The sequence below is a fragment of the Thermogladius sp. KZ2Tp1 genome (genome assembly GCF_051131135.1).
Taxonomy (GTDB): domain Archaea; phylum Thermoproteota; class Thermoprotei_A; order Sulfolobales; family Desulfurococcaceae; genus Thermogladius.
Window position 1 is genome coordinate 433,128 of record NZ_CP151274.1, and the last position, 24,648, is coordinate 457,775.

The following is a 24,648-nucleotide window of genomic DNA, read 5'->3' on the forward strand; positions in this document are numbered from 1 at the left end:
ATCGCCCGGTCACAACGCAATGTAGACTCCGCCACCGATGTCCGCCGCATTCGCGGGCGGCTCCTCGTACAACTCGACATCCTCGAGCCTGTGCAGGTCTACTACCTCCTCCAAGACCCCCCGGAGCTTGGCAGGTAGGTAGACCTTGGCCTTTACGGGGTCGGAGAGCCGCATGTTGCTCTTCTTCTTGAACCTCCATATAGCGGAGTTGACCTCCTCTACGAGCTTAGCTAGCTCGTACCCCTTCTCTACGAGCACCTTATCCGCCCTAGGGAACTCCTCTGTGTGCACGCTCTTCCCGTAGAGCTCTCTGTAAATGGCGTCTGTGACGAACGGCATTACCGGCGCCAGCATCTTGAGAAGAGTCTTCAACACGTAGTGTAGAGTGAACCAGGCCCCTCTCTGCTCCTCGCTACTGTACCTCCCGCTCTGGTTGTAGGCCCTCGACTTGACCAGCTCGACGTATTGAGAGGCGAAGTAGTTCCACGCGAACTGGTATATCTCGTGTACCGGCTCGTAAACGTCTAGCTCCGCGTAAGCCCTGTCGGCCTTCTCGAGGACGGCGTTCAAGTAGGCCAGGGTCGCCTCGTCTATGGGCCTCAGCCTGTAGTCGCCCGGCTCGGGGAAACTAGACACGAACCTCGCTATGTTCCACAGCTTGGTTGCGAACATCAGCCCCGTCTTGATCAGCTGTTCCGAGAACCTGTAGTCGTACCCTAGCCTCCCACTGGCTGCGGCCCAGAATCTGAAGGCGTCTGCCCCGTACTTCTCCAGGTAGGGGTCTGGGTCTATGACGTTGCCTTTGGACTTGTGCATCTCCTCACCCTTCTCGTCTAGCCCCATCCCCGTTATCCTCACCCAGCTGAAGGCCGGCTTCCCTGTCAATTGGTACACTCTCAGCAGTGTGTAGTAGAGCCACGTCCTCACGATGTCGACGCCCTGCGGGCGCAGAGTGTACTTCACTCTCTTGTAAAGGCCGGGGTTGTGCATGTACCCAGAAGCGTAGAGCACCGAGATGCTGCTGTCGAACCAGGTGTCGAACACTTTCTTCTCGCCGACAAGCTTGTCTCTGGGCGCCCCGCACACTGGGCACCTGTCCCATGGCGGCGGGTCTCTCCAGGGCCTGTAGTACGTGCCCGGCTCCGGGACGAGCACGCTACCACAGCTCGTGCAGCGCCAGACGGGGACCTCGGTGGCGTAGTACCTGTCCCGGCTTATAGGCCAATCCGTTGCTACGCTGTTGATCCACGACACAAGCCTGTTCTTGTGGAACTCCGGCCTGAAAACGATTTTGTTGACCAGGTCGATCAGCGCGTTCTTGAACTCCACCTGCTTGAGGAACCACTCCCTCGTCGCGATGATCTGAGTCGGCGTCTTGCACCTCCAGCAGACCGGCACCGAGTGCCTAATGGCCTCTTTCTTTACTAGGAGTCCGCTCGACTCGAGCGACTCGACGACCTTCTTCCGCGCCTCCTCGACGGTTAGCCCTGCGAGGAAGCCTGCCTTGTCCGTCATCCTGCCTTCTTTGTCGATGATTATCTCGGGCTGGAGCCCTAGGTCCCTGAACATCTTGACGTCGACGTGGTCTCCGAAGCTACACACCATCATAAGGCCTGTGCCGAAGGAGGGGTCTACCTCCGGGTGCTCGGCTATTACCAGTTCTGTCCCGTACAGCGGGGCTACAGCGTGCAGACCTTTCAGCCTTTCGTACCTCTCGTCGCCCGGTTTATAGACGAGGGCTTTGCAGGCCCTTAGGAGCTCGGGTCTAGTAGTGGCCACAACAACGACTTCGCCGGTCTCCCTGACTTTGAACTTTATGTAGTACAGGTAGTCGTCCCTCTCGAAGTACTCTAGCTCGGAGTCCGCGAGCGTCGTCCTGCATCTCGGGCACCAGTTAACGGGTCTCTCGGCCTCGTAGATCAGCCCCTTCTTGTAGAGGTCTATGAAGGTCGACTGTGTTATCGCCCTGTACTTGGCGCTGTCCGTCCCCTCCCTCCAGTAGTCGAAGCTGCAGCCGAGCCTCCTCCAGACCTTAACGATCTCGTTCTCCGCCTCGTCCAGGAAGCGCTTGCACAGCTCCAGGAACTTCTCCCTACCCTCGGGCGTCCTGGAGAGCTCGTGGGGGTTGACGCCGTACTTCTTCTCGACCTGTACCTCTACTGGTAGCCCGTTCCTGTCGGCGTAGAAGGGGGCCACGACGGCGTAGCCCTTCATCCTGAAGTACCTTGCCACCATGTCTATCTGGGCGTAGTGCGCCGCGCCGCCCACGTGCCACTTGCCGCTAGCGTACGGGGGCGGCGTGTCTATCACTATCACTTCCTTCGAGTCTAGACCGGGCTTGTACAGCCCCTCCTTCTCCCACAGCTCTAGCAACTCGACCTCTCTACTGGGGCTCCAGCGCGTCACCTTTAACCTAGGCTTGTACGTGTCCGGCAACGCGACACCTATCCGGCTAGGTGTTATAAAGTAGCCGTTTGTGATTAAAAACGTTCAACGACTCACTGTGGAGTGGGTTTTGCCCTAATGAGAAGCCAGGAGGTCTCGAACACCTTTCTTAGCACGTCTTCTCCGAGGGGCTTTCTCAAAACCCACCTGACGTTCAACGTCTCCACGCCGCCCGGGGTCTTGGAGCCCACGACCTCGAGGCTCAGGGTCACGTCCTTGAGCTCGGGACCCGCCAAAGCTGGGTCTAGAGTCGAATATACCAGGCAAAAGTCCTCCTTTACACAGCTAGTCCTCGTGACAGGGTAGTCAAAGCCCTTCTTGTACACGTCCACGCTTACGAAGACCTTGTCGTCCTCCTCAACCACCAGTACCCTGTAGTAGTCGCTGAAGTACACCTCCCTTACACTGCCCGGCAGCATCGGCTAAGACACCTGTTTGTACTCTAACTTAAATTCCTCGGCCATCTTATAAGCCTCGAGGACCTCGTCGCGCCTGAGCCTCCGCGTTAACTCCTTGTACTTCTCCGGGTACTTCAGGACTAGGTGCTCTGGCCTGTACTGGTCCATGACGTTCACTAGCGCCCCCGGCGTGTTCTCGGATATCCACTGTAGGACTCTCCTAGTGCAGCACTCCAGGTGCCCGGGTAAGACCAGGTGTCTTATGATCATGTCCCCTGAGTCGTGCGCCATCTTAATGTTTCTCGTCGCTACCGCCCAGTAGTCCCTAACCTTGCTTAGCCGCCAGGCGCACTCGTCGTTCCCGTACTTCAGGTCTGGGAGCCATATGTCTATCACGTCGAGGAGCAGCCTCGTGACCTCCTCGGTCATGTACATGTTGCTGTTCCACAGCTGTGGCACGTTCACGTCGAGGAACTTGAGGCTCTCGAGTATGAAGGCCACGTGAGGCGTCGGCTCGCCCCCCACGTGGTTTATGTTGCGCGCACCTCTCAACCTTAGAGCCCTCTGGACCTTGGCGAGCTCCAGGCTCGAGACAACCTCGCCGCCTCTCGCGTTGACCTGGCTGATGTCGTAGTTCTGGCAGAACACGCACTTGAAGTTGCAGCCACCGTAGAAGATAGTCCCGCTAGGTACGAGCGGCGCCTCTTCCCCGATGTGGAGGAAGGCCGAGTGAACAATGCACTTGTCGGCCATCAAGCAGACGCCGGGCTGGCCGCTGAGCCGGCGGGCGCCGCACCTCCTCTCGCACAGCCTGCAGGGGTCCATGAGCCTGCGGGCGATAGCTGTCTTCACGTCGAGGTAGCTGTGCCTGGGGTCGGGGGTCTTCAGGTACGAGGCAGGGGTCGCGTCGGCGCTCTTGACCTCTCTCAGCAGGCTGTCGAAGTCCCTGGCAGCCCTCTCGTGGACCCTCCACAGTTCCCTCGTGTCTTCCAACCTGTACGGGTCCTCGGGGACCTCGACCTTACGCGCGACTATGAACTTCGCCGGCTTCTCGTCGACCATCACGCTGTGGTACCAGGACAGCCTCTCTCTTACTACCCTGTCCTCCCACACTGTGAGGGCGTCGGGTCTAAGTACGAAGACCTCGAACATGGTCTTCATAACTTTTCTCTTGGATAAGACTCTTAAAACCGTGTCTAGGTCTCCCCACTCCGTTAAGCATGTGATAGAGGTTGGCCCTCAGAGGCCTACGAGCCTTCACCCGAGGAGGAGAGCTCCTCTAAGAGTTCTCTGACCACTCTCTCGACCCTGCTCGTCAGCTCCTCCGCTCTCCTCTTGGAGTACGCGAAGTGCATCAGGTCCTTCAGCCTGAATATCTTCTCGTGGAAGTGCCTTATGATGTCGTCCATACTGCTACCCGTTTTCCAGTTGTACGCGAACACCCGTAGGAACCCTACCACGCCCAGCGCGTCGAGCTTGTCGGCGTCGCTCAGGACGAGGGCCTCGGTGCTCATAGGCCAGACCTTCTTCGAGCGCGAGTAACTGAAGCTGTGGTACTCTATGGCGTTGACAACCTTCTCGACGACCGCGTCGTCCAAGCCCCACCTCCTGAGGAACCCCGCTGCGAAGACCGCCGAGTAGTAGGCGTGGGGCTCCCCTATGACTCTCCCGACGTCGTGCAGGTATACCGAGAGGTCTAGCACGAGGGGGTCGACTTTCAGCCCCTCCCCCCTAACGATCTCCCAAGCCCACTTCCTCACTCTCTCCACGTGGGGGAACCCGTGGTCGAAGTCCGATCCCAGCGACTCCCGTGCTACGCGCCTAGCCTCGGCCACGACACCTTCCATGGGCACACCCACGTTTACATGAGGGCCCTCGTCTTTAAACCCCTCTGGTCCGGGGCTCTAGGCATTTCGAGAACTCGCTGTAGAGCCCCGAGACAATCTCGATACGCTCACCGCCAAGACAGCCCTTCACCGCCTCCAGGATCTCGTCCATCCGCCTCCTACCCGTGAGCGCCCCTGCTAGTGCCCAGGTGAGGGCGTCCAGCTTCACGCAGTCCACTCCGGCCGTGGCGCAGAGCTCTCTGAGGGCTGCCAGGGCGGTCCTCTTGTGCCTTGTCATCAACAAGCCCACGCACTCGTCTAGGCTCCCGCCACACCCCCTCACGAGACAGCCTGCTAGCAATAGTAGGGCGTTTCTCCGGTCTACGGGTACGGCTACGTCCCCCCTCGTCTCCGAGCCGCACGCCAAGCAGACGTACCTCAGCATCTTACCCGCGAAGGCGATTGTCTTGTCCTCGGGGCTTCCACCCATCGTCCTCGCCAGCTCCTCCACGAGTCCCGGGAGGTTGCCACAGTACCTCAGCGGGTCGGCCTCGAGCTCCGCCGCCAGTCTCGAAGCGTAGAACCTGCTGAGCCTGTCGAGCTTGTCTAACAGCCTGGCCCTGTTGAAGCGCGTGGACTCGAGGAAGCCCCTGTGTACCTCGTATAGTCCTCCCGTCGACGACACCACCCACTTAGCGAACTCCGTCCAGTACACCTCGCCGGTAGTACTGAGCTGGTAGCTCACCAGGGAGTTGGCTACGACTAGGACAGCGGACTTCCCGCAGCCAAGCCTCTCAACGACCAGCCTCACCGCGCCGAACTGAGGGTCGACCCTCTCGAAGCACTCGAGGAATCCTCCGAGACCCCTCAAGAGCCCTGCTATGAACCTTACCCTATCACGGTCTACTATCAGCGTCCCGATCCCCTGAGGCGGTAGTCCGTGAAGTAAATGTCGTGTTGAGTACAAATAAACACTCGCCAAGCCGGTGTGGGCACGACGGGAAAAACGCAAGTTTAGGGGGAGGTTGCGCCGTTGAACTCTGTCTAGGCACTGTATTGGGAGGTTAAGCGAATTCGAAGTATATGCCAGCTGGAACATTGTAGACGCAGCTGCCGCACGATGGGCACGGCCATGGGGGCGGTTGTGTGTAATTGTATTTGCTGACTGCTACGTACACGTACTTGTCGACGTTGTAGCCGGTGCCCTGCCAACTGCCAACATTATATACATTGCCCGTAACGTAGATGCCGGGCCGCTCGGTGCCCAGCGATATCTGTATTGCTGAGGCGAGAGTCGCGGCCACCGCGCACGCCGCGCCGCTAGTGGGGAGGCCAAGGGCGGGGCAAACACCCATCGCTATGACCGCGCCGGATACCCCTACTCCGGACCCGCTCCCACAGGTGTCGTAGTATTGGAATACGCTCTCTAGAGCGACGTACTCGCCCGGGCTCAGCGTCCCGTCGCTTAGGGCAGTGCCCGGTATTACAAGCCGGGTTCTAGTGGTTGCGTTGAAGAACTTGTCCATGATGTAGGGGTGCGGCAACCCCTGCTCTACACCCCCCTGTATGGTGGTGCCGTTCACCAGGACGTCTGTTATGAACGCCTCTACTCTGTCCCGGCCCTGCAGGCGGGTACATTCACTCGAACTGCATAGGTAGGCCTCGACGAACCGCTGTATTGGCCTGGCCCATATGTACAACCACGCACTAGAATTGGGCGCAACCGGGTAACTGACGCCGTAGTAGTAGGTGTTTCCTCCCCACGTTCTCCCGGCTAGCTGCAGGCTTATGTCCGGCAGGTTAGCACGCGTTATATTCGGCAAGATGTCTCCAGTGCCGACGGTGAGCTTAGCCTCTACTACTTTTTGCCGGGGCCCTATATTCATGCTGACCATGACCACCCCCGAGTAGGAGAAGAGGTTGTTCGCGATCAACACGGGCGTTTTAACGTAGAGTATTCCGTTCTCTACCCTGGAGTAGCTGGGAGGTAGGTACGCTGTCACGTACTCTGGCTTGTTCGTGTACGTCTTCTCGCAGTAGTAGAATGGGGGGTACGCGGGGGCGCACTTCAGGTCTACACTACTCGAAGTCGGTGGAGTAGTGCTCGCCTCGGCGTTTTCGACCTGGAGAACTTCAAAGTTTTTCACAGGCCTTAATAGGACGTTCTCTACTCTGTAGACCGCCTGGTAGAGCCCCCCGGCCTTGGACACCGAGAGCGTGTACTTCAGCGCTCGCGGTGACAAGAGGTCGCCGAGTTTAACCGGGAGCGAGTATGTCGTCTCGTACAACACGCTGTTGTTTGAGGAGTTCAGTAAGACAGCGTGTACTATTAGGCCGAAGAAGTGGTTTGTCAAACCGTCGCCTGGTACTCCTCTCGACCTGAGCACCGAGGCCCAGGCCCTCAACGCCGGCTCGATGCTCTTGTACGGGACTAGGAGGAGGGGTATACCCTTGTAGCACTTGAAGCCCAGTAGAAGAGTGTCGCTTGGGACAGGGGCGACAGCCTCTGCCCTCACACACAGGTATACGTCCCTGCTCAAAGACAGCTGGTCTGACACATCGATACTCCTGTCGTGCGAGGGCTCGTGGAACCTGAACTCCAGGTAGACCCCAGGCTCGACCATTAGGTATGTCCCGAGAGGTATGGAGGCCGAGAGTACCCCGACAACTATCAATAGAGCCACGTAATGCCGGCTGAGCCAGCGTGGCCAAACACGCACTAGGAGCCCCCTATAACAGTTAAACAAGTTTTGTATCTATAAACTTTTGCTCGCGCTCGTCGTCCACGACCAACGCCTCGACACGCATGCGAAAGGGCCTCGGGGTACGCCTAACAGCAATACATCAATCCACAGCTGCTTCGTAAGGAGTAGCCCTAGAGTGGCCTCTGCAAAGACATATTACCACCGATACTGGGTTACAGTAGCCCGGGGTTACCTGGATACCCCCGACTCTAAGCCCTCGCGCGATGGTGGCCTATGTACCACGTCTCCCTCGACGTCAGGCTGGGGGCAGAGGGCTCCTCGCGTATCACGAGAAGGCTCTCGGAGTTGCTGGGCGAGCCGGTCAGGGATGGACCTGTCGGCCTCTACCTCAGGGGAGAACTCGTGGTGCTGGTAGTGAGCAGGGGGGAACAGCTCTACATAGACATCTTAGGGCCCGAGGAGGAGGTCAACTCCGTCCTCGCGGGGCTGAGGGACTGCCTCCCGCTAACAGGTGTGTACGTGAGGGGGATGCGGAGGCTCGGCTCTTGACGGGCTCTACGCTAGCTCTACTACTCCCCTCCTGACCCTGAGGTACCTCCTAGACACCAGTTTAGAGAGTATCTCCCTGGCCGCGTTCTTGGACACGCCCATCTCCCTCTCTATAAGGAACAGCACGTCGCCCACCCTCAGCTCACCGTAGTCGAGCATCGCCTTCTTGACGAGCTCCAGAGCCCTCTCTTCGAGGGGGGCTAGGCCGGTCCCCTCTGCCAGGCCGCCGCTGGCTGTGAGGACTACCCTCTCGCCTGTCGAGGGTGTCTCGAAGACGTACACGCCCCAGTCCAGCCTCCTCAGGTAGTGCCTCGTGTAGAACCTGGGCGCCTTGACCCCCCGCGTCAGGAAGACGACCACGTTCTCGGCTGGGACGTCGAAACACGGCTTGTCTACGCAGACCAGTCTAGTCTCGGGGCCCGGCAGGCCCTCTCCGGGATCCTCGCTTAGCACCACCCTCTCCAACCCCCTGGTCAAGACTGCCGCCAGGGCCTCTGTGACGCCCCTCTCCGCCACGACGTTGACCCGGCCGCCGGTGGTCTCCTCGACAAACCTCGCGACGAGCTTTAGTACTACGTTGATGTCGCTGGTGTAGACTACGTGCCTGCCCCGGGCCAGCGCCTCGACTACGCGCAAGAGGGCTTCCTCTCGCCTACACTAAAATACTCTCTGCGCCATATAAAGTGGCCTGGGGTGGCGGCATGCGGGGGGACTACCTCAACTGGCCTAGACTAGTGGAGGACGCGCTCTCCAAGTGGGGTAGTGCCGCTGTCGAGGGGCCGTTCGAGAACATCGTGGTGTCGGGGATGGGCGGTAGCGGTATCGTCGGGGACGTCGTCAAGCTACTGTCGCTGGAAAGGCTCAGCGTCCCCGTGGAGGTTGTGAAGTCCCACATAGTCCCATCTTACGTGTCCACTAGGACGCTCTTCGTCAGCGTGAGCTACAGTGGGAACACCCACGAGACCCTACTGGCCACAGCCAGGGCCCTCGAGAAGGGGGCCAGGGTAGTGGCTGTGACCAGCGGTGGTTTGCTCGAGAGGCTGGCCGTGGAGAGGGGGCTCCCCGTCTTCAAGACCCCTGTAGGCCTGTTACCCAGGGTGAGCTTCCCCCACATGCTGACCGGCGTGCTAGGCGTACTGGACTCCAGCGGCCTCACCGTAGCGTCGAGAGCCGAGGTCGAGGACGCCAATAGGCAGCTGGAGAGAGAGGCGGGGGACATAGCCGGCGAGGCCTCCTCGCTAGCGGAGTTCGCCTACAGCAGAGAGCTCCTCGTCGTCGCGACCCACAGCCCCCTGGAGCCCCTGGCCGTGAGGGCTAAGTCGGAGTTCAACGAGAACTCGAAGATAGTGGTCAAGGTAGACGTGGCACCCGAGTGGATGCACAACGACATAGTCGGCTACGAGAAGCCCCTGTTCGACGTATACCGGGTTGTCGCGTTCTACGACCCCGACGACCAGGCGGGGAGGGGCCTCGTCGAGTTCATGGTGGGGGAGCACGAGAGGAGGGGCAGGAGAGCCAGGGTACTCGCGTTGAGGGGGGTGAACAAGGTGGGGAAGGTCCTCTACGCCGCCATGTTGTTCGGGCTGGCGAGCGTGGAGCTGGCGTTGAAGCGGGGGCTGGACCCCGCCGCGACGGAGAGTATTGCGAGGTACAAGAGCGCGGCTGGGAGGATCTTCGGGACAGGCCCGCTAAAGCCCTGAGGCCCAGAAGGCGACCAGCCCCAGCACCATCGAAGCCAGCATTTTCACTCTCGCGTCCTCCAGCACCCTTTTGTCCGTGGGCCTGGAGTAGGCCTTCACCGCCTGGTGTAGGTAGGCTGCCGCCGCCAACACTATGAGGGCCAGGAAGGCTGCGCTCCCGCTGAGCGCGTACGCGGCCAGGGCTAGGAGGGGCGCCGAGGCCCCGACCGCCAGGACCAGCCTCCTCGACGCCTCCACGCCGAACACTATTGGTATCGTCCTGTAGCCGGCCCTCCTGTCGCCCTCCACGTCCTGGAGCGCCTTGACCACCTCCCTGCCCGTGGTAACGAGGAAGACGAGTACTGCGAAGGCGGCTGTGAACGCCAGCTTCCCCTGGGGAGACCCAGCGAGCACATAGCCGTAGACGACGGGCCCCGTGGTGGAGAGCGAGACGAGTAGGTGGCTCCACCAGTGAGCCCTGAGGTAGCTGTAGGCCAGCCCCGCTAGTGTGTAGACCGCTGCGACCAGGGCGGGCGGCCAGCCTACGCCCCGCCCGGCGAGCACGAGTAGCGCGTTCAGGGCTATAGAGGCTACTGCCAGGGCTAGCCCGAGGCTCCTCGCGGCCTCCCGGCTGGCCCGGCCGGACGGTATCGGTTTCCACGGCTTGTTCACCGCGTCCACCGCCGCGTCCACGTAGTCGTTCATTAGCATCGAGGCTGCCGTGGAGAGGTAGCCCGTCGAGGTAGCGACCGCCGCCATTAGGACGTCTGGTGGAGTGTAGCCCCTGTAGACCAGGACAGCCATGAGGGCGCCCAGGCCGCTCATGAGGCTGTTGACAGGCCTTGTCATCGCTACGTAGTCGCGCAGCCCCAAGCAGCACACCACTGTTTTAAACTCGGGAAACAGAGTTAAATACGGTGTGATGAGACGACGGTTTACGGACCGGTGAAGAGCGTTACCCTAGCTGAGGCCTCCTCCTAGCCTACGACAAGCTCGCCTACACTACTCCTGTACCCGAGAACGAGATCCGAGAGTGGAGTGAGGGGGTCTACGCCGCAGGTAGGCCTACCAGGAGACGCGCCCGAGCCCGCGTGGGCTAACGCCCTCGCTCCCGGGTGAGTAGCTACGGCGTCGGGCTCTTGGGAGCGGCGGGCTGAACCCCTCGGGTGAACCCCTTGGGGCTCACACCCCCGCCCCATCAACCCCGTCTTCTACGGGAGCCCTACCCGCCACGGGTGACCCCGTGGCGGACGGCCGCCTCGTCTCGGGGAGGGGTTCCCGCTTAGATGCTTTCAGCGGTTACCCCACACGGCGTGGCTGCCCGGCGTTGCCCGCCAGGACAACCGGTAGACTAGAGGCCGCGGCGCCCCGTTCCTCTCGTACTGAGGGCACCTTCCCCTCAGGCGGCCCGCGCCCCCCGCGGGTAGAGTCCGACCTGTCTCACGACGGTCTAAACCCAGCTCACGTTCCCCTTTAATGGGCGGGCAGCCCCACCCTTGGGGGCTGCTGCACCCCCAGGATGGGAAGAGCCGACATCGATGTAGCAAACCGCGGGGTCGATGGGAGCTCTCGCCCGCGACGACCCTGTTATCCCTGGGGTAACTTTTCTGTCATGCCCGGCCCCCACCGAGGGGGACACGAGCGTTCGCTAGGCCGCGGTTTCCCGGCCGGACCCCTTGTGTTCAAGGGTCCGGTCAGGCCGGCTTTTGCCCTTGCACTCTACGGCGGAGCTCTGACCCGCCTGAGCCGACCTTTGGGCGCCCGTGTTATCTTTTCGCGGGCGTGCCGCCCCAGCCGAACCGCCCACCTGGCGTTGTCCCCCAGGGTCTCCCCCGGGGTGAGGCCCCCAGGCTGTAGTGGGTGGTGTTTCATTGTCGCCTCCGCCACACCCGGAGGTGTGGCTTCACAGGCTCCCACCTACGCTACGCACCACAGCCCAGAGGTCAGCGCCAGGCTGCGGTAAAGCTCCACAGGGACTTATCGCCCTGCGGGGGGTTGCCGGCCTGTGCACCGGCTCCGTGTCTTCACGGGGCCCCGGGCCAGGACAGTGGGGACCTCGTTGATCCATTCATGCGCGCCGGAACTTACCCGGCAAGGCATTTGGCTACCTTAAGAGAGTCAGAGTTACTCCCGGCCTTCAGCGGCGCTTCGCCGGGTTGTACCCCGGTTTCACGGACCGCCAGTGGCCAGGATTCAGCCCCCGTACAAACCCTTTCGGGCTAGCGGGGACCTATGTTTTTATTAAACAGTCAGGCCCCCCTAGGCACTGCGACCTGCGGTTCCAGGGGTGCGCCCCAGAACCGCAGGCACCCCTTCTCCCGAAGTTACGGGGCCAATTTGCCGAGTTCCCTGGCCCGGGTTAACCCCCACACGCCTGGGGCTACTCACCCAGGAGCACCTGTGTCGGTTCTCGGTACGGGCGCGGGGGATCGTTCCCAGCCCCCTTTTCAAGGGCCCCCAGAGTCGGCGGAAGGCCCCTAACGGGGCCCCATTCCCGGCTTCAGCCCCTTCTCACCATTACGGTACTCCGGGGTCTTCACCGGTTAGCTGGGTCGCGGCCATTCGACCGCCCCCAGTCCGCCTATCCGGAGGCGTCGGGGGCTGGGCTTGCGTTGCCGCACCTACCCCCGCGGCACGGGATTATTAACCCGTTTCCCTTTCCCCGGGTCCGAGTTACGGCCCGGGTTAGGACCGGCTAACCCTCGGCCGACGACCGTTGCCGAGGAACCCTGGTCCTTTCCGGCGGAGGGGATTCCCACCCCTCTTCGCTGTTACTGCCGCCGGGATCTGCACTCGGATCGGGTCCACCGGACCTCACGGCCCGGCTTCTGCCCCGACCCGACGCCCGCCTACTAGATCGCGGCCCCATAGGGGCCGTGCCCCGGGGTCTCGGCGGCCGGCTTAAGCCCCGACCAATCTTCGGGGCCCCACGGCTCGGCGGGTGAGCTGTTACGCACTCCTTAGAGGATGGCTGCTGTTAGGCCCACCTCCCCGCTGTCTGAGCCGTGGGACGCCCTTTAAGATTGGCACTTAGCCGGCACTTAGGGGCCTTAACCCCGGTCTGGGTTGTTCCCCCCTCGGCCCCCACCCTTACGGCGGGGAGCCCCACTCCCGCCTTCTACGGTGACCACGGGTTCGGAGTTGGACTGGAGGCCGGAGCCTTTCGGCTCCTGCACCCCCAATCCGTAGCTCTACCCCGTGGCCCACCTCAGGCGGGGCTGGGCTGAGACCCACTTCGGCGGGAACCAGCTATCACCGGGCTTGATTGGTCTTTTGCCCCTAGACGGGGGTCATGGGAACGAATTGCACGTCAGAACCCTTTCGGGCCTCCACCGGGGTTTCCCCCGGCTTCACCCTGCCCCCGCCTAGATCGCCCGGTTTCTGGTCCCACGGCAGTGACTCCGGGCCCTTTGGGACCCCGCCCCTCGCCACGGCTTAACCGTGGCTGCGGGCATGTCGGTTTCCCTACGCCTACGGGGTTCAACCCCTTAAGCTCGCCACTGCCGTGGACTCCCCGGCCCGTGTTTCAAGACGGACGGCGCCACCCTGATCCACCCCCCTCGTACTCCCGGGTCGCCCCGGTTTCCTTCGGGGGGCATCACCTCTTTAGGGCAGCGCCGTATGTAGCCGCCTGGTTTCAGGCTCTTTTCACCCCCCTTGCGGGGTGCTTTTCAGCTTTCCCTCACGGTACTAAGTTCGCTATCGGTCTCGGGACGTGTTTAGCCTTGGAGGCCGGTGACCCCCTACTTCCCACGGCACAACCAAGCCGTGGTACTCTGCTCCACGGCGCGAGCCCCCACGGTTTCGCCTACGGGGCTGTCACCCTCTACGGCGGGCCATTCCAGGCCACTTCGGCTACCGTGGGTAGGCTCGCTCGGGGTCGAACCCCTAGCCGTGGAGCCGGTAACCCCACATCCCCCCACGGTCGTCCCGTGGGGGTTTGGTTTGGGCTCTCCCCCTTTCGGTCGCCCCTACTCAGGGGATCTCAGTTTGATTTCTCTTCCTCCCCCTACTAAGATGTTTCCGTTCGGGGGGTTCCCGCCCGGTACTCCCTCGACGGTTTCCCGGGCGCCACGGGCTTTGAGCCCGTGGCAGGAGGTCCCATTCGGCGATCCCGGGTTCGACGGCTGCCTGCGCCTACCCCGGGCTTATCGCAGCTTGCCACGGCCTTCCTCGGCGCCCGAGCCGAGCCATCCACCAGGCGGCTTCCTCGCCGTAGCCTGGGATGCGAGAGCAACGCCCACGCGGAGCTCGACTGGCACCCCTGATAGGCCTACCTGCGGCGTTCATCTCCCCCTCCCGTTATCGGAGGAGGAATAACGCCCTTTACACAGGGCTCTGAGGCCCTGTGCTGCATCGGAGGGAGGGGCAGGGCGGCAGTGGCCTTTCACGTAGCATGCCCCCCGGCGGCGGGGTAGCAGGAGGTGATCCAGCCGCAGGTTCCCCTACGGCTACCTTGTTACGACTTCTCCCCCCTCAGGAGGAGGGAGTTCGACCCAGCCTCCGAAGAGACCAGGCCTCACTCCCTCCTCCCTTGGGTGGAGCGACGGGCGGTGTGTGCAAGGAGCAGGGACGTATTCACCGCGCGCTGATGACGCGCGGTTACTAGGGATTCCGCGTTCACGAGGGCGAGTTGCAGCCCTCGATCCCGACTACGGCGGGGTTTGAGGGATTACCTCCCCCTTTCGGGTTCGGATCCCGCTGTCCCCGCCATTGTAGCCCGCGTGTAGCCCGGGGGTTTCGGGGCATGCTGACCTGCCGTGGCCCCCTCCTTCCTCCGCCTTGAACGGCGGCAGTCCCCCTAGTGTGCCCCGGAGCCGGAGCCCCGGGTAGCAACTAGGGGTGGGGGTCTCGCTCGTTGCCGGACTTAACCGGACACTTCACAGCACGAGCTGGCGACGGCCATGCACCTCCTCTCAGCGCGTCGGGCAAGGTCGTTAGCCTGGCCGTCATCCTGCTGTCGCCCCCGGTGAGGTTCCCGGCGTTGACTCCAATTAAACCGCAGGCTCCACCCCTTGTGGTGCTCCCCCGCCAATTCCTTTAAGTTTCAGCCTTGCGGCCGTACTCCCCAGGCGGCGGGCTTAACGGCTTCCCTGCGGCACTGGGTGGGCTCTAAGCCCACCCAACACCTAGCCCGCATCGTTTACAGCCGGGACTACCCGGGTATCTAATCCGGTTCGCTCCCCCGGCTTTCGCCCCTCACCGTCGGGCGCGTTCCAGCCGGGCGCCTTCGCCACTGGTGGTCCTCCCGGGATTATAGGATTTCGCCCCTACCCCGGGAGTACCCCCGGCCTCTCCCGCCCCCTAGCCCGGGAGTATCTCCCCCAGCCCTCGGGTTGAGCCCGAGGATTTAAGGGGAGACTTCCCGGGCCGGCTACGGGCGCTTTAGGCCCAATAATCGTCCCGACCACTCGCGGGGCTGGTATTACCGCGGCGGCTGACACCAGACTTGCCCCCCGCTTATTCCCCCGCCTCCTTACAGCGGGGAAAAGCCCCCTTATCGGGGGCACTCGGGGTAGCCCCGTCACGGTTTCCCGCATTGCGGAGTTTTCGCGCCTGGTGCGCCCCGTAGGGCCTGGACCCTTGTCTCAGTGCCCAACTGGGGGCTCCCGCTCTCACGGCCCCTACCCGTTATAGGCTTGGCGGGCCGTTACCCCGCCAACTACCTGATGGGCCGCAGCCCCATCCTCGGGCGGTGCGGCAGCGATAACCCCTGCCGCACCCTTTCGGGGAGGAACCCTTCCAGGCCTCCTCCCCTATGGGGGATTAGCACCAGTTTCCCGGTGTTATCCCCCTCCCGAGGGCAGGTTAGCCACGTGTTACTCAGCCGTCCGCCACGCCCCGCGGCGGCGGGGCGTACGACTCCCATGGCTTAGCCCTACCCCGATAGCGGTCGGGTCCGGCAGGATCAACCGGAGTTAGCCGCAAGGCGGGAGGCATGCTACCTCGTGTGCCACGCCGCCCTGCCCCCGTCGGACTCAAGGTTCCCGGGGTTAAACTCCCCGGTTTTCTTGAGTCCCCACGTGGTAAGCGTGGTTCCAGCATAACTATCTTACTCTGAGGGTGTTATAAACCTTACCCCCTTTGATCTGTTCATTAAACAGCTCAACTGTCCCCGCGGCAGGAGGCCGATTCCTCACTCGCTGGTATAACCCAGCGTAGGAACCGCGCCGCCGCCGGGTGCCGCGGGGCTGTATATAGTATTGACTGTAAGACCTAATTAACCTGCAGCGGATGGCCACCGAGACCGGACCCTCGCTCCCGCGGCGGGCGCCGCCCACCGTGTAGGAGGCCTAGACCTATCGACTTCTAGCTCCTTGGAGCCAGGCGTTGCTGGAGCTGTGTGGTGCGCTCCAACGTTAGACCGGGGCGTGCCCCTCCTGGTTTAGGGTCGCCGCTCTAAGGCTCTGCGTGATAGCCGCGTCTCTTCCCGCGTCGCGTGCTCTACTTAGCTCGACAGATTTTGTCAAAGAAATATATATGATCAGGTCAACCATGTTTATGTCCACATACTTCACCCAGGGTTAGCTTATTACTAAACCCCCTTTTATATTCTGTGATAAAACTACGTTTACAAACATATCATTTTTTGTTGATATACAGAAGGAGGTCGGGGAGGGGCCTGAGACTCCCCACGGCGTAGTCTGGGCGGCACACACCCTGGTCGTACCTGTAGTTGTTCCTGTTGACCAGAACGAAACCGACCCCCGCCGACCTAGCGGCGAGGCAGTCGACCTCCCTGTCGCCGACGTAAACCGCTTCGTCGGCCCCGACGCCCATAGTGCTCAGGGCTCTCAGGATCACGTCCGGGTAGGGCTTGCCTCGTACCCCGTCAACGACGCCTGAGACCGTGTCGAAGAGGCCGAGTATGTTGAAGTAGCCGAGGTACTCGACTATCCTCTCCAGCTTACTGGAGGAGGCTACCGCGAGTCTGAACCCCTTACTCCTCAGCAGGCCCAAAACCTCGGGGACGTCGTCGAAAACCCTGATCATCCGCCTCCAGTTCTCCTCTACCAGCTTGGCCCTGACCCTCATCAGCTCAAGGTGCTTCTCCCTACCTAGCCCCCCGAATACCAGGGAGGAGAACTCTTCTAGGGGCCTACCGATGTTTCTCCTAATCGCGTCCTCGTCTACCTCGACGCCCACTATACGCGAGGCCTCGAGGAAGCTCCAGGTTATGAAGTCCTCCGAGTCCAGTAATGTGCCGTCCATGTCGAACAGGACAGCCCTAATCACAGCTGGCCGCCCTCGATCAACTCGGCGAGCTTCACGATGGCCCTTCCCGCGGGCTCGTCTACAACTAGCTTGGCCACCGCTCTGAGCTCCTCGTCCGCGTCCCCGGTCGCTACGCCCAGCTCCACGGCTCTCAGGAGGTCTGCGTCCATGGAGCTGTCGCCCACAGCCGCGGCCTCGCTGGGGTCCAGACCCAGCTTGTCGAGGACGAATTTGACAGCCCTGCCTTTATCCACGTCACGCGGCGTCAGGTGAATAGCGTACTTGCTGTAGCCTACCCTCACCCAGTCGTACCTGCCCTCGACGTAGTCCTTCACCAGTTTGTAGACCTGGTCGCCGTTGGCCCTATCAACTACTCTGAGAGCGAAGTCGTAAAGCCTGAACCTGTTCTGCCACGAGTCCGCCACCAGCCCCCTGAACTTAGAGAGGGCGTCCGAGTAGGCTTCTCTCGCCGACCTCGACGGCAGCTCCACTATTCCGAGGTCCTCGCTGTATACCAGTGCACCGGTCTCCGCTATAGCGGGGCCGTTCAGGTCTAGGTACCTGTGCAGGCCTATGACTACCGGGAGAGCATTGCTGGAGACAATGCTGACTCGGACACCTATGCTCTGGAGCCTTCTCAGCGCCTCGACGGCTCCCAGGTAGATCCTGTACGTCCTCCTAGACTCGGTCAGGGTCCCGTCTAGGTCGGTGAACACTATCTTTACCCTGGCCATGCTTACCACCCTAGCACTATGAGAGTTATTGGAGGATCTACAGGGTTTTAAAAGACCGGGAGAGCCGGTGTGATCAGTGTATACGCCGCCGCCGGGATTTGAACCCGGGTCACGGGCTCGACAGGCCCGCATACTAGACCGGGCTATACTACGGCGGCCCTGTAAATTTGGATACTGCATTGTAGGGTTTTAAAAAGTTGTTTCACGGTATGTAAGGAGGCTTCTCGTCTAGTTTCAAGACGCCCGACTCCAGCTTGGCCTGCAACCTGTACGCGACGAGCTTATCGTCCGGGCTGGCCCTGGGCGGGTGTGGGACTCTCAGCTCTCCCCCGCAGTACGGGCACTTGTCTGTCGCAAGAGTATACCTGCCACACCTAGAGCACTTCCTCATGAGCCACTTCAAGACTTCACACTCTCTACAGAGACTTCGACACCGAGCTCCTTGGCTTTCTTGAGCGCGCGCTCAAGCGACCTCTCCAGGACCGCCTCCGCCGTCTTGTAGTCTCCAGCCTCCACCTCCACGACGTACCTCGGGGAGCCAGCCGTGTATATTCTCGCCGCCAGCCCCTGCCCCGTGATCTCACTGTCCAGGGTTTCGAGGACGCTCCTAACCCTCACAACGCCGTCCCTTTCCAGGCTCCTGAGCAGGACGACCCTCTTGACCGAGATCTTCCTGGGCTTCACGTGCTTAGACGCCTCTTCGAGAATAGGCTTGACCCACTTCTCGGGTACACCGGCTTTAATGAGAACCTCCTCTCCCTTGCCCACGGCCTCCTCCAGCGCAGTTAGCGGCTCCCCGAACTGGTCTTCTAGCTTCCAGACCACGTCCCTGTAGGCTTCCTCTAGGCTCCAGCCCATAGACTTGGCTACTGTCTCGATTATCTTGGCGCCGCGCAGGAACCTCTTCCACCACATCATCTTTCTCCGCTTGTCTCCGTCAGAAACCCTCTTTAGAGAGACGTCTACCTCGTTCTTCCTCCTGTCCACTCTTATGACCTTGACGACTATCTTCTCGCCCTCGTATATGACCTCGTGGAGGTCCTTGACCCACTTCGTAGAGGTCTCGCTCCAGGGCAAGTACGCCCTCAGGTCGTTGTACTCGTCTAGGGTCACGTAAGCTCCGTAGTCGAATATCTCTCTCACCGTGGCGACTACTAGCTCGCCGAGGTCTGGCAGGGGCTTCCTTGGGACTACCACCTTAAACCGCCACCTCACGGAATTCGTATAGTGCCAGCAGGTAATAATTGTAGAAGGTCGCCGACGTCGAAGTAGTGGTGTCCAGCGGTATGAGCGTAGTGTTGACGAGTCTGAAGAACATCGGAGTCTTTACGCTGAGCTCTTGGGGCTGGTAGACGTCGTTCAGGACAGGGTAGCCCATCGAGTGAGCCGCGTAAGCTACGAGCTCTACTACGAGGGACGACGCCGCCCTGCTAGTCCAAGCCAGGGGCACGTTCACGAAGTACGTCGCCTTACTGTAGTCTACGAAGTCCGTTACGCTCTGGTTGGCGAGCGCGGCGTAGACGGGTATCCTGGCAACGTCCCCTAAGGGTTGGTAGGTCACCGTCCCGATACCACCCGCTGGTATAGCCCTCCCGAAGTGCGCCTGCTTAGTACCATACACCGTGTTCTCGATGCTTACAGCCTCCCCCACGATCACGTAGACCCTGCTTATGTTGTACGCCATAGCCAGTCTCCTCAAGATGCCGGCCGCGGTGGCCTCGTCGCTGACCATGATCCAAGACGCGAGCCTCCACCCCTCCACGGGGCCGGAAGGGCCTGCGAGGGCTGTATATCCCTCGCCTAGATAGCCCAGGATGTAGTACGTGTAGCCCCAGTACGCTACGACGAGGGTTCTGTTGCTAGAGACGTTGGAGAGAGCGCTTAGAAGGCTGGGCAGACCGCTAAGGTCGACCCCCGTCCTGTTTATGTAGGTCAACGGGATGTCCAAAGACACGATGCTCGGGGGGCTCCAGCTCACCGCCGTCGAAGAGACGGCGTTGCTCCCTACGATCGATAGCAGTACTAGCGAGACCAGGAGTATAGAGGTGGCTCTGCCGAAGCCTTTCTCGAATACGCTTATCCCGTGGAGTACCCTTGTCAAAACATAGGCGACCACCACGGAGGATGCTACTATAGCGTACAGCTCGTTGACCACGTCAACGTAGCCCAGGAGGAGTGAGATAACAGACGTCGAGAGCAGGAAGACCTTTGCGAAGAGGTCTACGATCCCCGAATACCTGGCCGTCCTCGACAAGGCTAGGAAGCCGAGGACGAGGAGGAGCCCTGGAGCACCCAGGTCGAACATCGGGTTATACTGCTTGTAGTACACCCCGGTGACGCCCGGGGCGCCTAGGCTTGCCGACGCGAGCACAGACGAGGCGGCGGCGAGTACCAGCGAGGCGACGACAGCAACGAGCCTCGAAGACGCCTTGTTGAGACCGAACCTCTTAACCAAGTACCACCCCACTAGGGGGCCCGCCAGCAAGCCTAGCGCCACCGCGTGCCAGAGGGTTACGAACCTGTAGCCGAGCAAGACCGCTACGAGGAACACGACAAGTATAACGCGGGCTGGCAGGAGCTCTCTCCACCCCATTTTACCAGCCGTCACGAGGATGCTGGCGGCGATGCCGTACGATGCCACCACTACCCATACACTACCATTCAACAGCCACGAAAACGCCAAGACCGCTCCCGCTAACACGCCAACCAAGCGGCTTCCCGTGCCCGAGGCGGCGAATAGGAGTAGGGCGCCCAGCAGAGTGAGCGGGACCATGTTCCAAGGACCGAACATCCCCAGTTTAAACCAGTACACGAAGCCTGGAGTCGTCGCGACGAGGAGAGCCGCGAGACCCGCCGCCAGCAGATCCCTGGACCAGAAATACGTGAGAGCGACTACAAGGACCAGCGTTAAAGCCCCCGCTACCAGGGGCACTACGTCTACAGAGCTCCGGGCCAGCACCCTGATTAAAAGGTCCCCTAGCGTGTCGTAGTACCTCAGATCGACGGGTGCCACAACGGAGAGACCCCTGTCAAGCGGGTACCCAGCATACTTTACGACGTATATGTGAAACCACGAAATGTCGCTTGGGAGACCGTACTTCAAGGTGTAAAACCCGAGAACAAAGTAGGAGACCAGGCTTAGTGCGAGGAAAACAACGCCGGGCACTACGTTCCTGACCTTCATAGTAAGCACCTTCAGGGCTGTGTTTATTAGTTGAGACCTAAATTTAAAACCTAAACACGTAGGGAGGAGACGTGTCGAGAAAGACGAAGAGGTTTAAAGAGGACCTGGCCTACGAGTTCGACTACGACTACGTGGCCGACAAGGCCCTGTCGTTATTCGTGGTCTTGTCGATCGTAGCGATCGTAGTGGTCGTGCCGAACTGGCCCTACCTCGTCCTGACCTATGGTTCACAGCTAGCCTCGTACGGGTTGAGCGCTGTAGGGTACACACTGCTCTACACAACCCTCATAGCGTTCCTAATCGTGGTAGGAGCGATAGCCCCGCATTTCACGGAGTCTATTAGACCAAAGGGTTTCAAGAGGATAACAGAGGAGAGGAGGCTAGAGATCAACTTCTACGTAATGGTCAGCTTGCTGGCTGTCGCGTCCTTGACCGCCTTAGCCGTTAGTTCGCAGTACCTCCCCCCTTAGCTGTAGATACGAGTAGATCGGTCTCTCGACTAGCTCGACACAGTCCTCCAAGTAGAAGGGCAGCGTCTTTTCGACCTCTAGTAAAACGACATCGCCTCTCCTGTACCTGCCACAACTGGACTTGAAGTACGCGAGCAACCTCCTCCCGTGCGGTACTGAGGAACCAGAGTAGAGTAGGGCGAGGAACTTCTTCATGCGCCACACAAGCCTGAGCACGTACCCGTCTACGCTATCGGTGGGGGGCTCGACGCCGAGAGACGCCTTCAACAGCCTGAACTCGGCCAGAGTACGCGCGTCTTCGACAACCCGGCTTAGTATCTTTAGGAAGAGCTCTCTCTCCTCTCTGCTAGAACTTAAGCCTGCCTGAAGGCCGCTCTCCAGACCCGACTGGACGTCTTGCAACTTGACGTCTTGGATTGACAGGAGCTTGGCAGACCAGATCTCCTCGCGGATTAACCTGGTTAGCGGACTGCTCATACCAGAGGCTCCACTCCTCTATCGCCCACGTAATTTGCTAGCTTCTTGAGAATTAAATATATGGCGTAGGGAGCCTCCATCTCCAGCCTGACCCCCCTCTTCAGGTTTAGCTTCTGGTCGAATACCCTGAAGCCAGCGAAATCTATGAGAGGGCTCACCACTACTCTCCCCGACCATGCGAAGAGGTCGGTGAAACTAAAGGGCTCGGCCTCTTTGAACTCCGCCACCTTGAGGCCCGCTTTACCATTGATGCCGCCCTCGAACCTAGACAGGCGCGTGATGTCCATTGTGACGACCTTGTCGACCTTAACACACAAGTCGCTCAGTAGGTTGCTAAGGTACTCGCCGGGCAGCCTGTACAACACGCCCCTCTCACTGTGTCTAGGAGGGCTCCTGAAGCCCTCTGCGGCTACCACCTTCTCGGCCAGACCCATCTCGAGCGCGAGTTTTAAAACCCTTTTCCTGAACCCCACCTCGCTTTCACCAAAGTACACAAACCCAGCTCTACTGGAGGTATCCGATGGGAAGAGGCGCGAGACGTCCATGTTTTCGCAGGAGACGTAGTCAGCTATGGAGGCTCTCGCCTCCCTCGTTAGGTCTAGCGCGAGGTCGTCGGAGACTCTCACGTGGAACCCCCTATGCCCCGAGAAGTAGACCTTGACGTCTCTAAACCCGAAGTCGTCTTCGAGGATCTCGCGTAGCTTGGAGGCTTCACTAAGCCCTTTCCTAAAGCACTCGGGCTCTATAACGCTCACCTCGACGGGCTCAGAGCCGGAGGGGCACTTCTCGGCGTGTTCACCGAGAACGCTGTTGTCCTCGACGCACACTTTCAACTTGAGTTCGCACCCGGGGAGGTGGTCCACGTCTATGTCGAATATGAGCTCCGAGCCCTTCCAGCCCTTCATACTCATGTTCTCGGCGGAGGGGTCTTCGTAGACTGCTGACGAGTAGTACAGGTGTAGCGGCGTCTTCTGGTCCAGAATGAAGTGGTACAGCTGGGCCATCGAGGGGAAACTCAGGTGTCTCACGTAAGTCTCGCTCTCGAGGTCTACGAGAGCTATCTCTCTCGAATGGAGGTTAGGCGGCTCTACAAGAGGCCTTCTACTATAGTATTGCCTGAGCACTCTCCGGAGAAAATGCTTATTCGACTCGCGGCGATACATAGAACGTTAGCCTTCCGCCCTGCGAGATGTCGAATACGAGTCTCATGGGCATGTTAGGCCCGTAACTGAGAGTGAGGCCCTCTGCTACCGGCGAGATCCTCGAGATCTCTACCAGGTACTCCATGCTGTAGCTGGTTTTCGCGTCAGCGCTGGCGGCGTACTCGAGGAGGGACCCGTCTTCGAGCGATAGCTCGATCTTCGCCTCGGCCACGTCGCTAGACGAGGAGAATACCAACTTGCTAGAGCCCGCCTCGGACTCTAGCGTGATCACGTCGCCGACTACCTCCAGCTCTTTCAACACGTCCGCAAAGATAGCCGGCTGGATTCTAGCGGTTACCGGGAACTCGAGCTCTATCTCGGATAATTCCTCGACAGTTGACACCTCGATATTGGGTAAGATGAACGTCCTCGTCCCGTGACCGTGAAACGTCACACCTAGCCTACCGCCTTCGAAAGTCTCCAGTGCGAGCTCGTCCCCCTTTGAGGCTAGTTTGAGTATTTTAGAGAAGTCCTCGAAGTTGACGCCGAACCTCTCCTCCCCGCCGACTTCGTACTCGGCGAACGACTCCTTCGGGATTACTAGGTCTATTAGGGCGGTATTAGACGAGTCTAGAGCCCTCATCCTTAGACCACCGGCGTCGGCCTTGAAGACGCCCTCCTCGATGATCTTGGCAATAGAAGAAACTACGTACTTCCATATCGCCGCGTTCGAGAACTTGAGCCTCAAGCAGTGACCACCCGCTCTATGCAACTAGTTAGGCTCCAGAGGAATTAAACCTTGGGGGCCTAGTAGGAGCGCCCAGCAACCCGCCCGACCGTCTACTCGTACTCCCTCCAGACGTGCCCGCATCTCCTGCACTTGTAAAACCTCGTCGGAGGCTCGTCAGCGGCTCTCGTCTGGATGAACCAGTAGTACGCCTCGTGGTAACCGCACTTCGGGCAAGTCACTTCCCTGGTTATAGGCAGGTTGGCCTCGCCGCTGTCTTTCAGCACGAGCGTCTTCTCCTTCTCCGAGTGCTCGATTTTCACCTTCAACCCGTAGAGGGCCAGGTCTCGCTCTGTGGCCTTTACCTTGTAACCACACCTGGAGCAAACTAGGTAGTATGTCCCGCCCTCGTTCACAGGCTTCATTAGACCCCCGCAACGAGGGCAAAACCGTGGCATGGTGTCTCGCCGCAGACAACCGACTCTAGAGCCTCTACACCACCCAGACTTATATACTTGACAAGACTGGAGGCGAGTCTTATAAAGCTACAGTACTTCTCCCTTAACGGTAGGTACTGGGAGCCCTCTACGACCCTCAACCCCAGCCAGGCGTGGTCGTACTTCGAGCCTTCGCAGTTCACTACTATCGACAACTCGTTGAAAGTGGACAGGCTTCTAACGGCTTCTCGCAGGCTGAACAGCCTATCGAGGGCCTGGACTATTTTCATCTCTTCTAAAAATTTCCCCTGTATACTGCCAGTACTATGATGTCGTCGAGTAACGCTACAGCTAGTACCCTCGACTCCCTCTTCATAGCTTCTCCTCTACCAGGCTCCTGAAAGCTCTTATGTCGCCGACTAGCTTGTCTATTATCTCTACGAGGACCTTGAGGGGGTCTTCGCCCTGCTTCGTGACTATTGTTAGCTCCATTCTCTCTTGGAGCGGGTGCGGAATCCTGTACGCGCTGTACTCCACTCTCGGGTCTAGGAGAGCCTCTTTTGCTAGCAGGTTTCCAATTGTATGGTCCTCTCCCTGGATCTCTATCACCAGCTCGTTCCCCTCCCTCTTGAGAATTCTCACTTCCATCGGTGAAACCAC

Annotated in this window: 23 protein-coding genes, 1 tRNA gene and 2 rRNA genes; 3 read left to right on the top strand and 23 right to left on the bottom strand. The window is 60.2% G+C overall.

The window, feature by feature from the left end; genetic code table 11:
- Positions 1-9: 9 nt before the first annotated feature.
- The 6 genes from WLZ34_RS02400 to WLZ34_RS02425 all read right to left on the bottom strand — a co-directional run bounded on the left by WLZ34_RS02400 (position 10) and on the right by WLZ34_RS02425 (position 7,344).
- Complete coding sequence (locus tag WLZ34_RS02400) at positions 10-2,436, bottom strand: valine--tRNA ligase (protein ID WP_434731729.1); 2,427 nt, start codon at positions 2,434-2,436, stop codon at positions 10-12.
- 62 nt (positions 2,437-2,498) lie between these two features.
- Positions 2,499-2,864: a hypothetical protein gene (locus tag WLZ34_RS02405; RefSeq protein ID WP_434731730.1), complete on the bottom strand. Its 366-nt coding sequence runs from the start codon at positions 2,862-2,864 to the stop codon at positions 2,499-2,501.
- 3 nt (positions 2,865-2,867) lie between these two features.
- Positions 2,868-4,004 (bottom strand): radical SAM protein, encoded by a 1,137-nt coding sequence (locus WLZ34_RS02410; protein ID WP_434731731.1) that lies wholly within the window; start codon positions 4,002-4,004, stop codon positions 2,868-2,870.
- An 86-nt stretch (positions 4,005-4,090) separates the two neighbouring features.
- Positions 4,091-4,690, bottom strand: a complete 600-nt coding sequence (locus WLZ34_RS02415) for an HD domain-containing protein (protein ID WP_428726937.1) — start codon at positions 4,688-4,690, stop codon at positions 4,091-4,093.
- A gap of 34 nt (positions 4,691-4,724) precedes the next feature.
- Positions 4,725-5,636: an N-glycosylase/DNA lyase gene (locus WLZ34_RS02420; protein ID WP_434731732.1), complete on the bottom strand. Its 912-nt coding sequence runs from the start codon at positions 5,634-5,636 to the stop codon at positions 4,725-4,727.
- Positions 5,637-5,733: 97 nt separating this feature from the next.
- Positions 5,734-7,344 carry a hypothetical protein gene (locus WLZ34_RS02425; protein ID WP_434731733.1) on the bottom strand — a complete coding sequence of 537 codons (1,611 nt, stop codon included), beginning with the start codon at positions 7,342-7,344 and terminating at the stop codon, positions 5,734-5,736.
- A 303-nt stretch (positions 7,345-7,647) separates the two neighbouring features.
- On the opposite strand from WLZ34_RS02425, the gene WLZ34_RS02430 reads away from it, so the two are divergent.
- Positions 7,648-7,923 carry a hypothetical protein gene (locus WLZ34_RS02430; RefSeq protein WP_434731734.1) on the top strand — a complete coding sequence of 92 codons (276 nt, stop codon included), beginning with the start codon at positions 7,648-7,650 and terminating at the stop codon, positions 7,921-7,923.
- A 6-nt stretch (positions 7,924-7,929) separates the two neighbouring features.
- Here WLZ34_RS02430 and WLZ34_RS02435 read toward each other — a convergent pair whose 3' ends face one another.
- The gene (locus WLZ34_RS02435; RefSeq protein WP_434731735.1) at positions 7,930-8,559 is read right to left on the bottom strand and encodes a hypothetical protein; all 630 of its coding nucleotides are present in this window, start codon (positions 8,557-8,559) and stop codon (positions 7,930-7,932) included.
- A 65-nt stretch (positions 8,560-8,624) separates the two neighbouring features.
- Between WLZ34_RS02435 and WLZ34_RS02440 the strand changes: the two genes are divergently transcribed.
- A complete protein-coding gene (locus WLZ34_RS02440; RefSeq protein ID WP_434731736.1) occupies positions 8,625-9,623 on the top strand; it encodes a bifunctional phosphoglucose/phosphomannose isomerase in 999 nt (332 codons plus the stop codon).
- Here WLZ34_RS02440 and WLZ34_RS02445 read toward each other — a convergent pair.
- The 10 genes from WLZ34_RS02445 to WLZ34_RS02490 all read right to left on the bottom strand — a co-directional run bounded on the left by WLZ34_RS02445 (position 9,612) and on the right by WLZ34_RS02490 (position 20,735).
- Positions 9,612-10,475: a geranylgeranylglycerol-phosphate geranylgeranyltransferase gene (locus WLZ34_RS02445; RefSeq protein ID WP_434731737.1), complete on the bottom strand. Its 864-nt coding sequence runs from the start codon at positions 10,473-10,475 to the stop codon at positions 9,612-9,614. The two genes, WLZ34_RS02440 and WLZ34_RS02445, sit on opposite strands and share 12 nt — an antisense overlap.
- Before the next feature lie 247 nt (positions 10,476-10,722).
- A 23S ribosomal RNA gene (locus WLZ34_RS02450) occupies positions 10,723-13,824 on the bottom strand.
- A gap of 197 nt (positions 13,825-14,021) precedes the next feature.
- Positions 14,022-15,521 (bottom strand): 16S ribosomal RNA (locus tag WLZ34_RS02455).
- Together the 16S and 23S rRNA genes form the textbook arrangement of a ribosomal RNA operon.
- A 440-nt stretch (positions 15,522-15,961) precedes the next feature.
- Complete coding sequence (locus WLZ34_RS02460) at positions 15,962-16,120, bottom strand: hypothetical protein (RefSeq protein WP_434731738.1); 159 nt, start codon at positions 16,118-16,120, stop codon at positions 15,962-15,964.
- 64 nt (positions 16,121-16,184) lie between these two features.
- Complete coding sequence (locus WLZ34_RS02465; protein ID WP_434731739.1) at positions 16,185-16,838, bottom strand: HAD family hydrolase; 654 nt, start codon at positions 16,836-16,838, stop codon at positions 16,185-16,187.
- Positions 16,835-17,551: a phosphoglycolate phosphatase gene (locus tag WLZ34_RS02470; RefSeq protein WP_428726613.1), complete on the bottom strand. Its 717-nt coding sequence runs from the start codon at positions 17,549-17,551 to the stop codon at positions 16,835-16,837. Before WLZ34_RS02470 ends, WLZ34_RS02465 begins: the two co-directional genes overlap by 4 nt.
- Before the next feature lie 83 nt (positions 17,552-17,634).
- Positions 17,635-17,709, bottom strand: a tRNA-Asp gene (locus WLZ34_RS02475).
- Between the two features lie 44 nt (positions 17,710-17,753).
- On the bottom strand, positions 17,754-17,954 hold the full coding sequence (locus tag WLZ34_RS02480; protein ID WP_428724011.1) for an RNA-protein complex protein Nop10: 201 nt from the start codon (positions 17,952-17,954) through the stop codon (positions 17,754-17,756).
- Complete coding sequence (locus WLZ34_RS02485; RefSeq protein ID WP_434731740.1) at positions 17,951-18,748, bottom strand: translation initiation factor IF-2 subunit alpha; 798 nt, start codon at positions 18,746-18,748, stop codon at positions 17,951-17,953. The genes WLZ34_RS02480 and WLZ34_RS02485 overlap by 4 nt, the downstream gene beginning before the upstream one ends.
- 1 nt (position 18,749) lies before the next feature.
- A complete protein-coding gene (locus WLZ34_RS02490; RefSeq protein WP_434731741.1) occupies positions 18,750-20,735 on the bottom strand; it encodes a hypothetical protein in 1,986 nt (661 codons plus the stop codon).
- Between the two features lie 71 nt (positions 20,736-20,806).
- Between WLZ34_RS02490 and WLZ34_RS02495 the strand changes: the two genes are divergently transcribed.
- Positions 20,807-21,205 carry a hypothetical protein gene (locus tag WLZ34_RS02495; protein ID WP_434731742.1) on the top strand — a complete coding sequence of 133 codons (399 nt, stop codon included), beginning with the start codon at positions 20,807-20,809 and terminating at the stop codon, positions 21,203-21,205.
- Here WLZ34_RS02495 and WLZ34_RS02500 read toward each other — a convergent pair.
- The 6 genes from WLZ34_RS02500 to WLZ34_RS02525 form a co-directional block, all read right to left on the bottom strand.
- A complete protein-coding gene (locus WLZ34_RS02500) occupies positions 21,173-21,682 on the bottom strand; it encodes a hypothetical protein (RefSeq protein WP_434731743.1) in 510 nt (169 codons plus the stop codon). The two genes, WLZ34_RS02495 and WLZ34_RS02500, sit on opposite strands and share 33 nt — an antisense overlap.
- Positions 21,679-22,806 carry a DNA primase small subunit domain-containing protein gene (locus WLZ34_RS02505; protein ID WP_434731744.1) on the bottom strand — a complete coding sequence of 376 codons (1,128 nt, stop codon included), beginning with the start codon at positions 22,804-22,806 and terminating at the stop codon, positions 21,679-21,681. The genes WLZ34_RS02500 and WLZ34_RS02505 overlap by 4 nt, the downstream gene beginning before the upstream one ends.
- 16 nt (positions 22,807-22,822) lie before the next feature.
- On the bottom strand, positions 22,823-23,572 hold the full coding sequence (locus WLZ34_RS02510) for a DNA polymerase sliding clamp (RefSeq protein WP_434731745.1): 750 nt from the start codon (positions 23,570-23,572) through the stop codon (positions 22,823-22,825).
- A 92-nt stretch (positions 23,573-23,664) separates the two neighbouring features.
- Positions 23,665-23,976 (bottom strand): transcription factor S, encoded by a 312-nt coding sequence (locus WLZ34_RS02515; RefSeq protein ID WP_428726606.1) that lies wholly within the window; start codon positions 23,974-23,976, stop codon positions 23,665-23,667.
- Positions 23,976-24,278: a hypothetical protein gene (locus WLZ34_RS02520; RefSeq protein WP_014737131.1), complete on the bottom strand. Its 303-nt coding sequence runs from the start codon at positions 24,276-24,278 to the stop codon at positions 23,976-23,978. Before WLZ34_RS02520 ends, WLZ34_RS02515 begins: the two co-directional genes overlap by 1 nt.
- Positions 24,279-24,360: 82 nt before the next feature.
- The gene (locus tag WLZ34_RS02525; protein WP_428726605.1) at positions 24,361-24,636 is read right to left on the bottom strand and encodes an RpoL/Rpb11 RNA polymerase subunit family protein; all 276 of its coding nucleotides are present in this window, start codon (positions 24,634-24,636) and stop codon (positions 24,361-24,363) included.
- Positions 24,637-24,648: the final 12 nt, after the last annotated feature.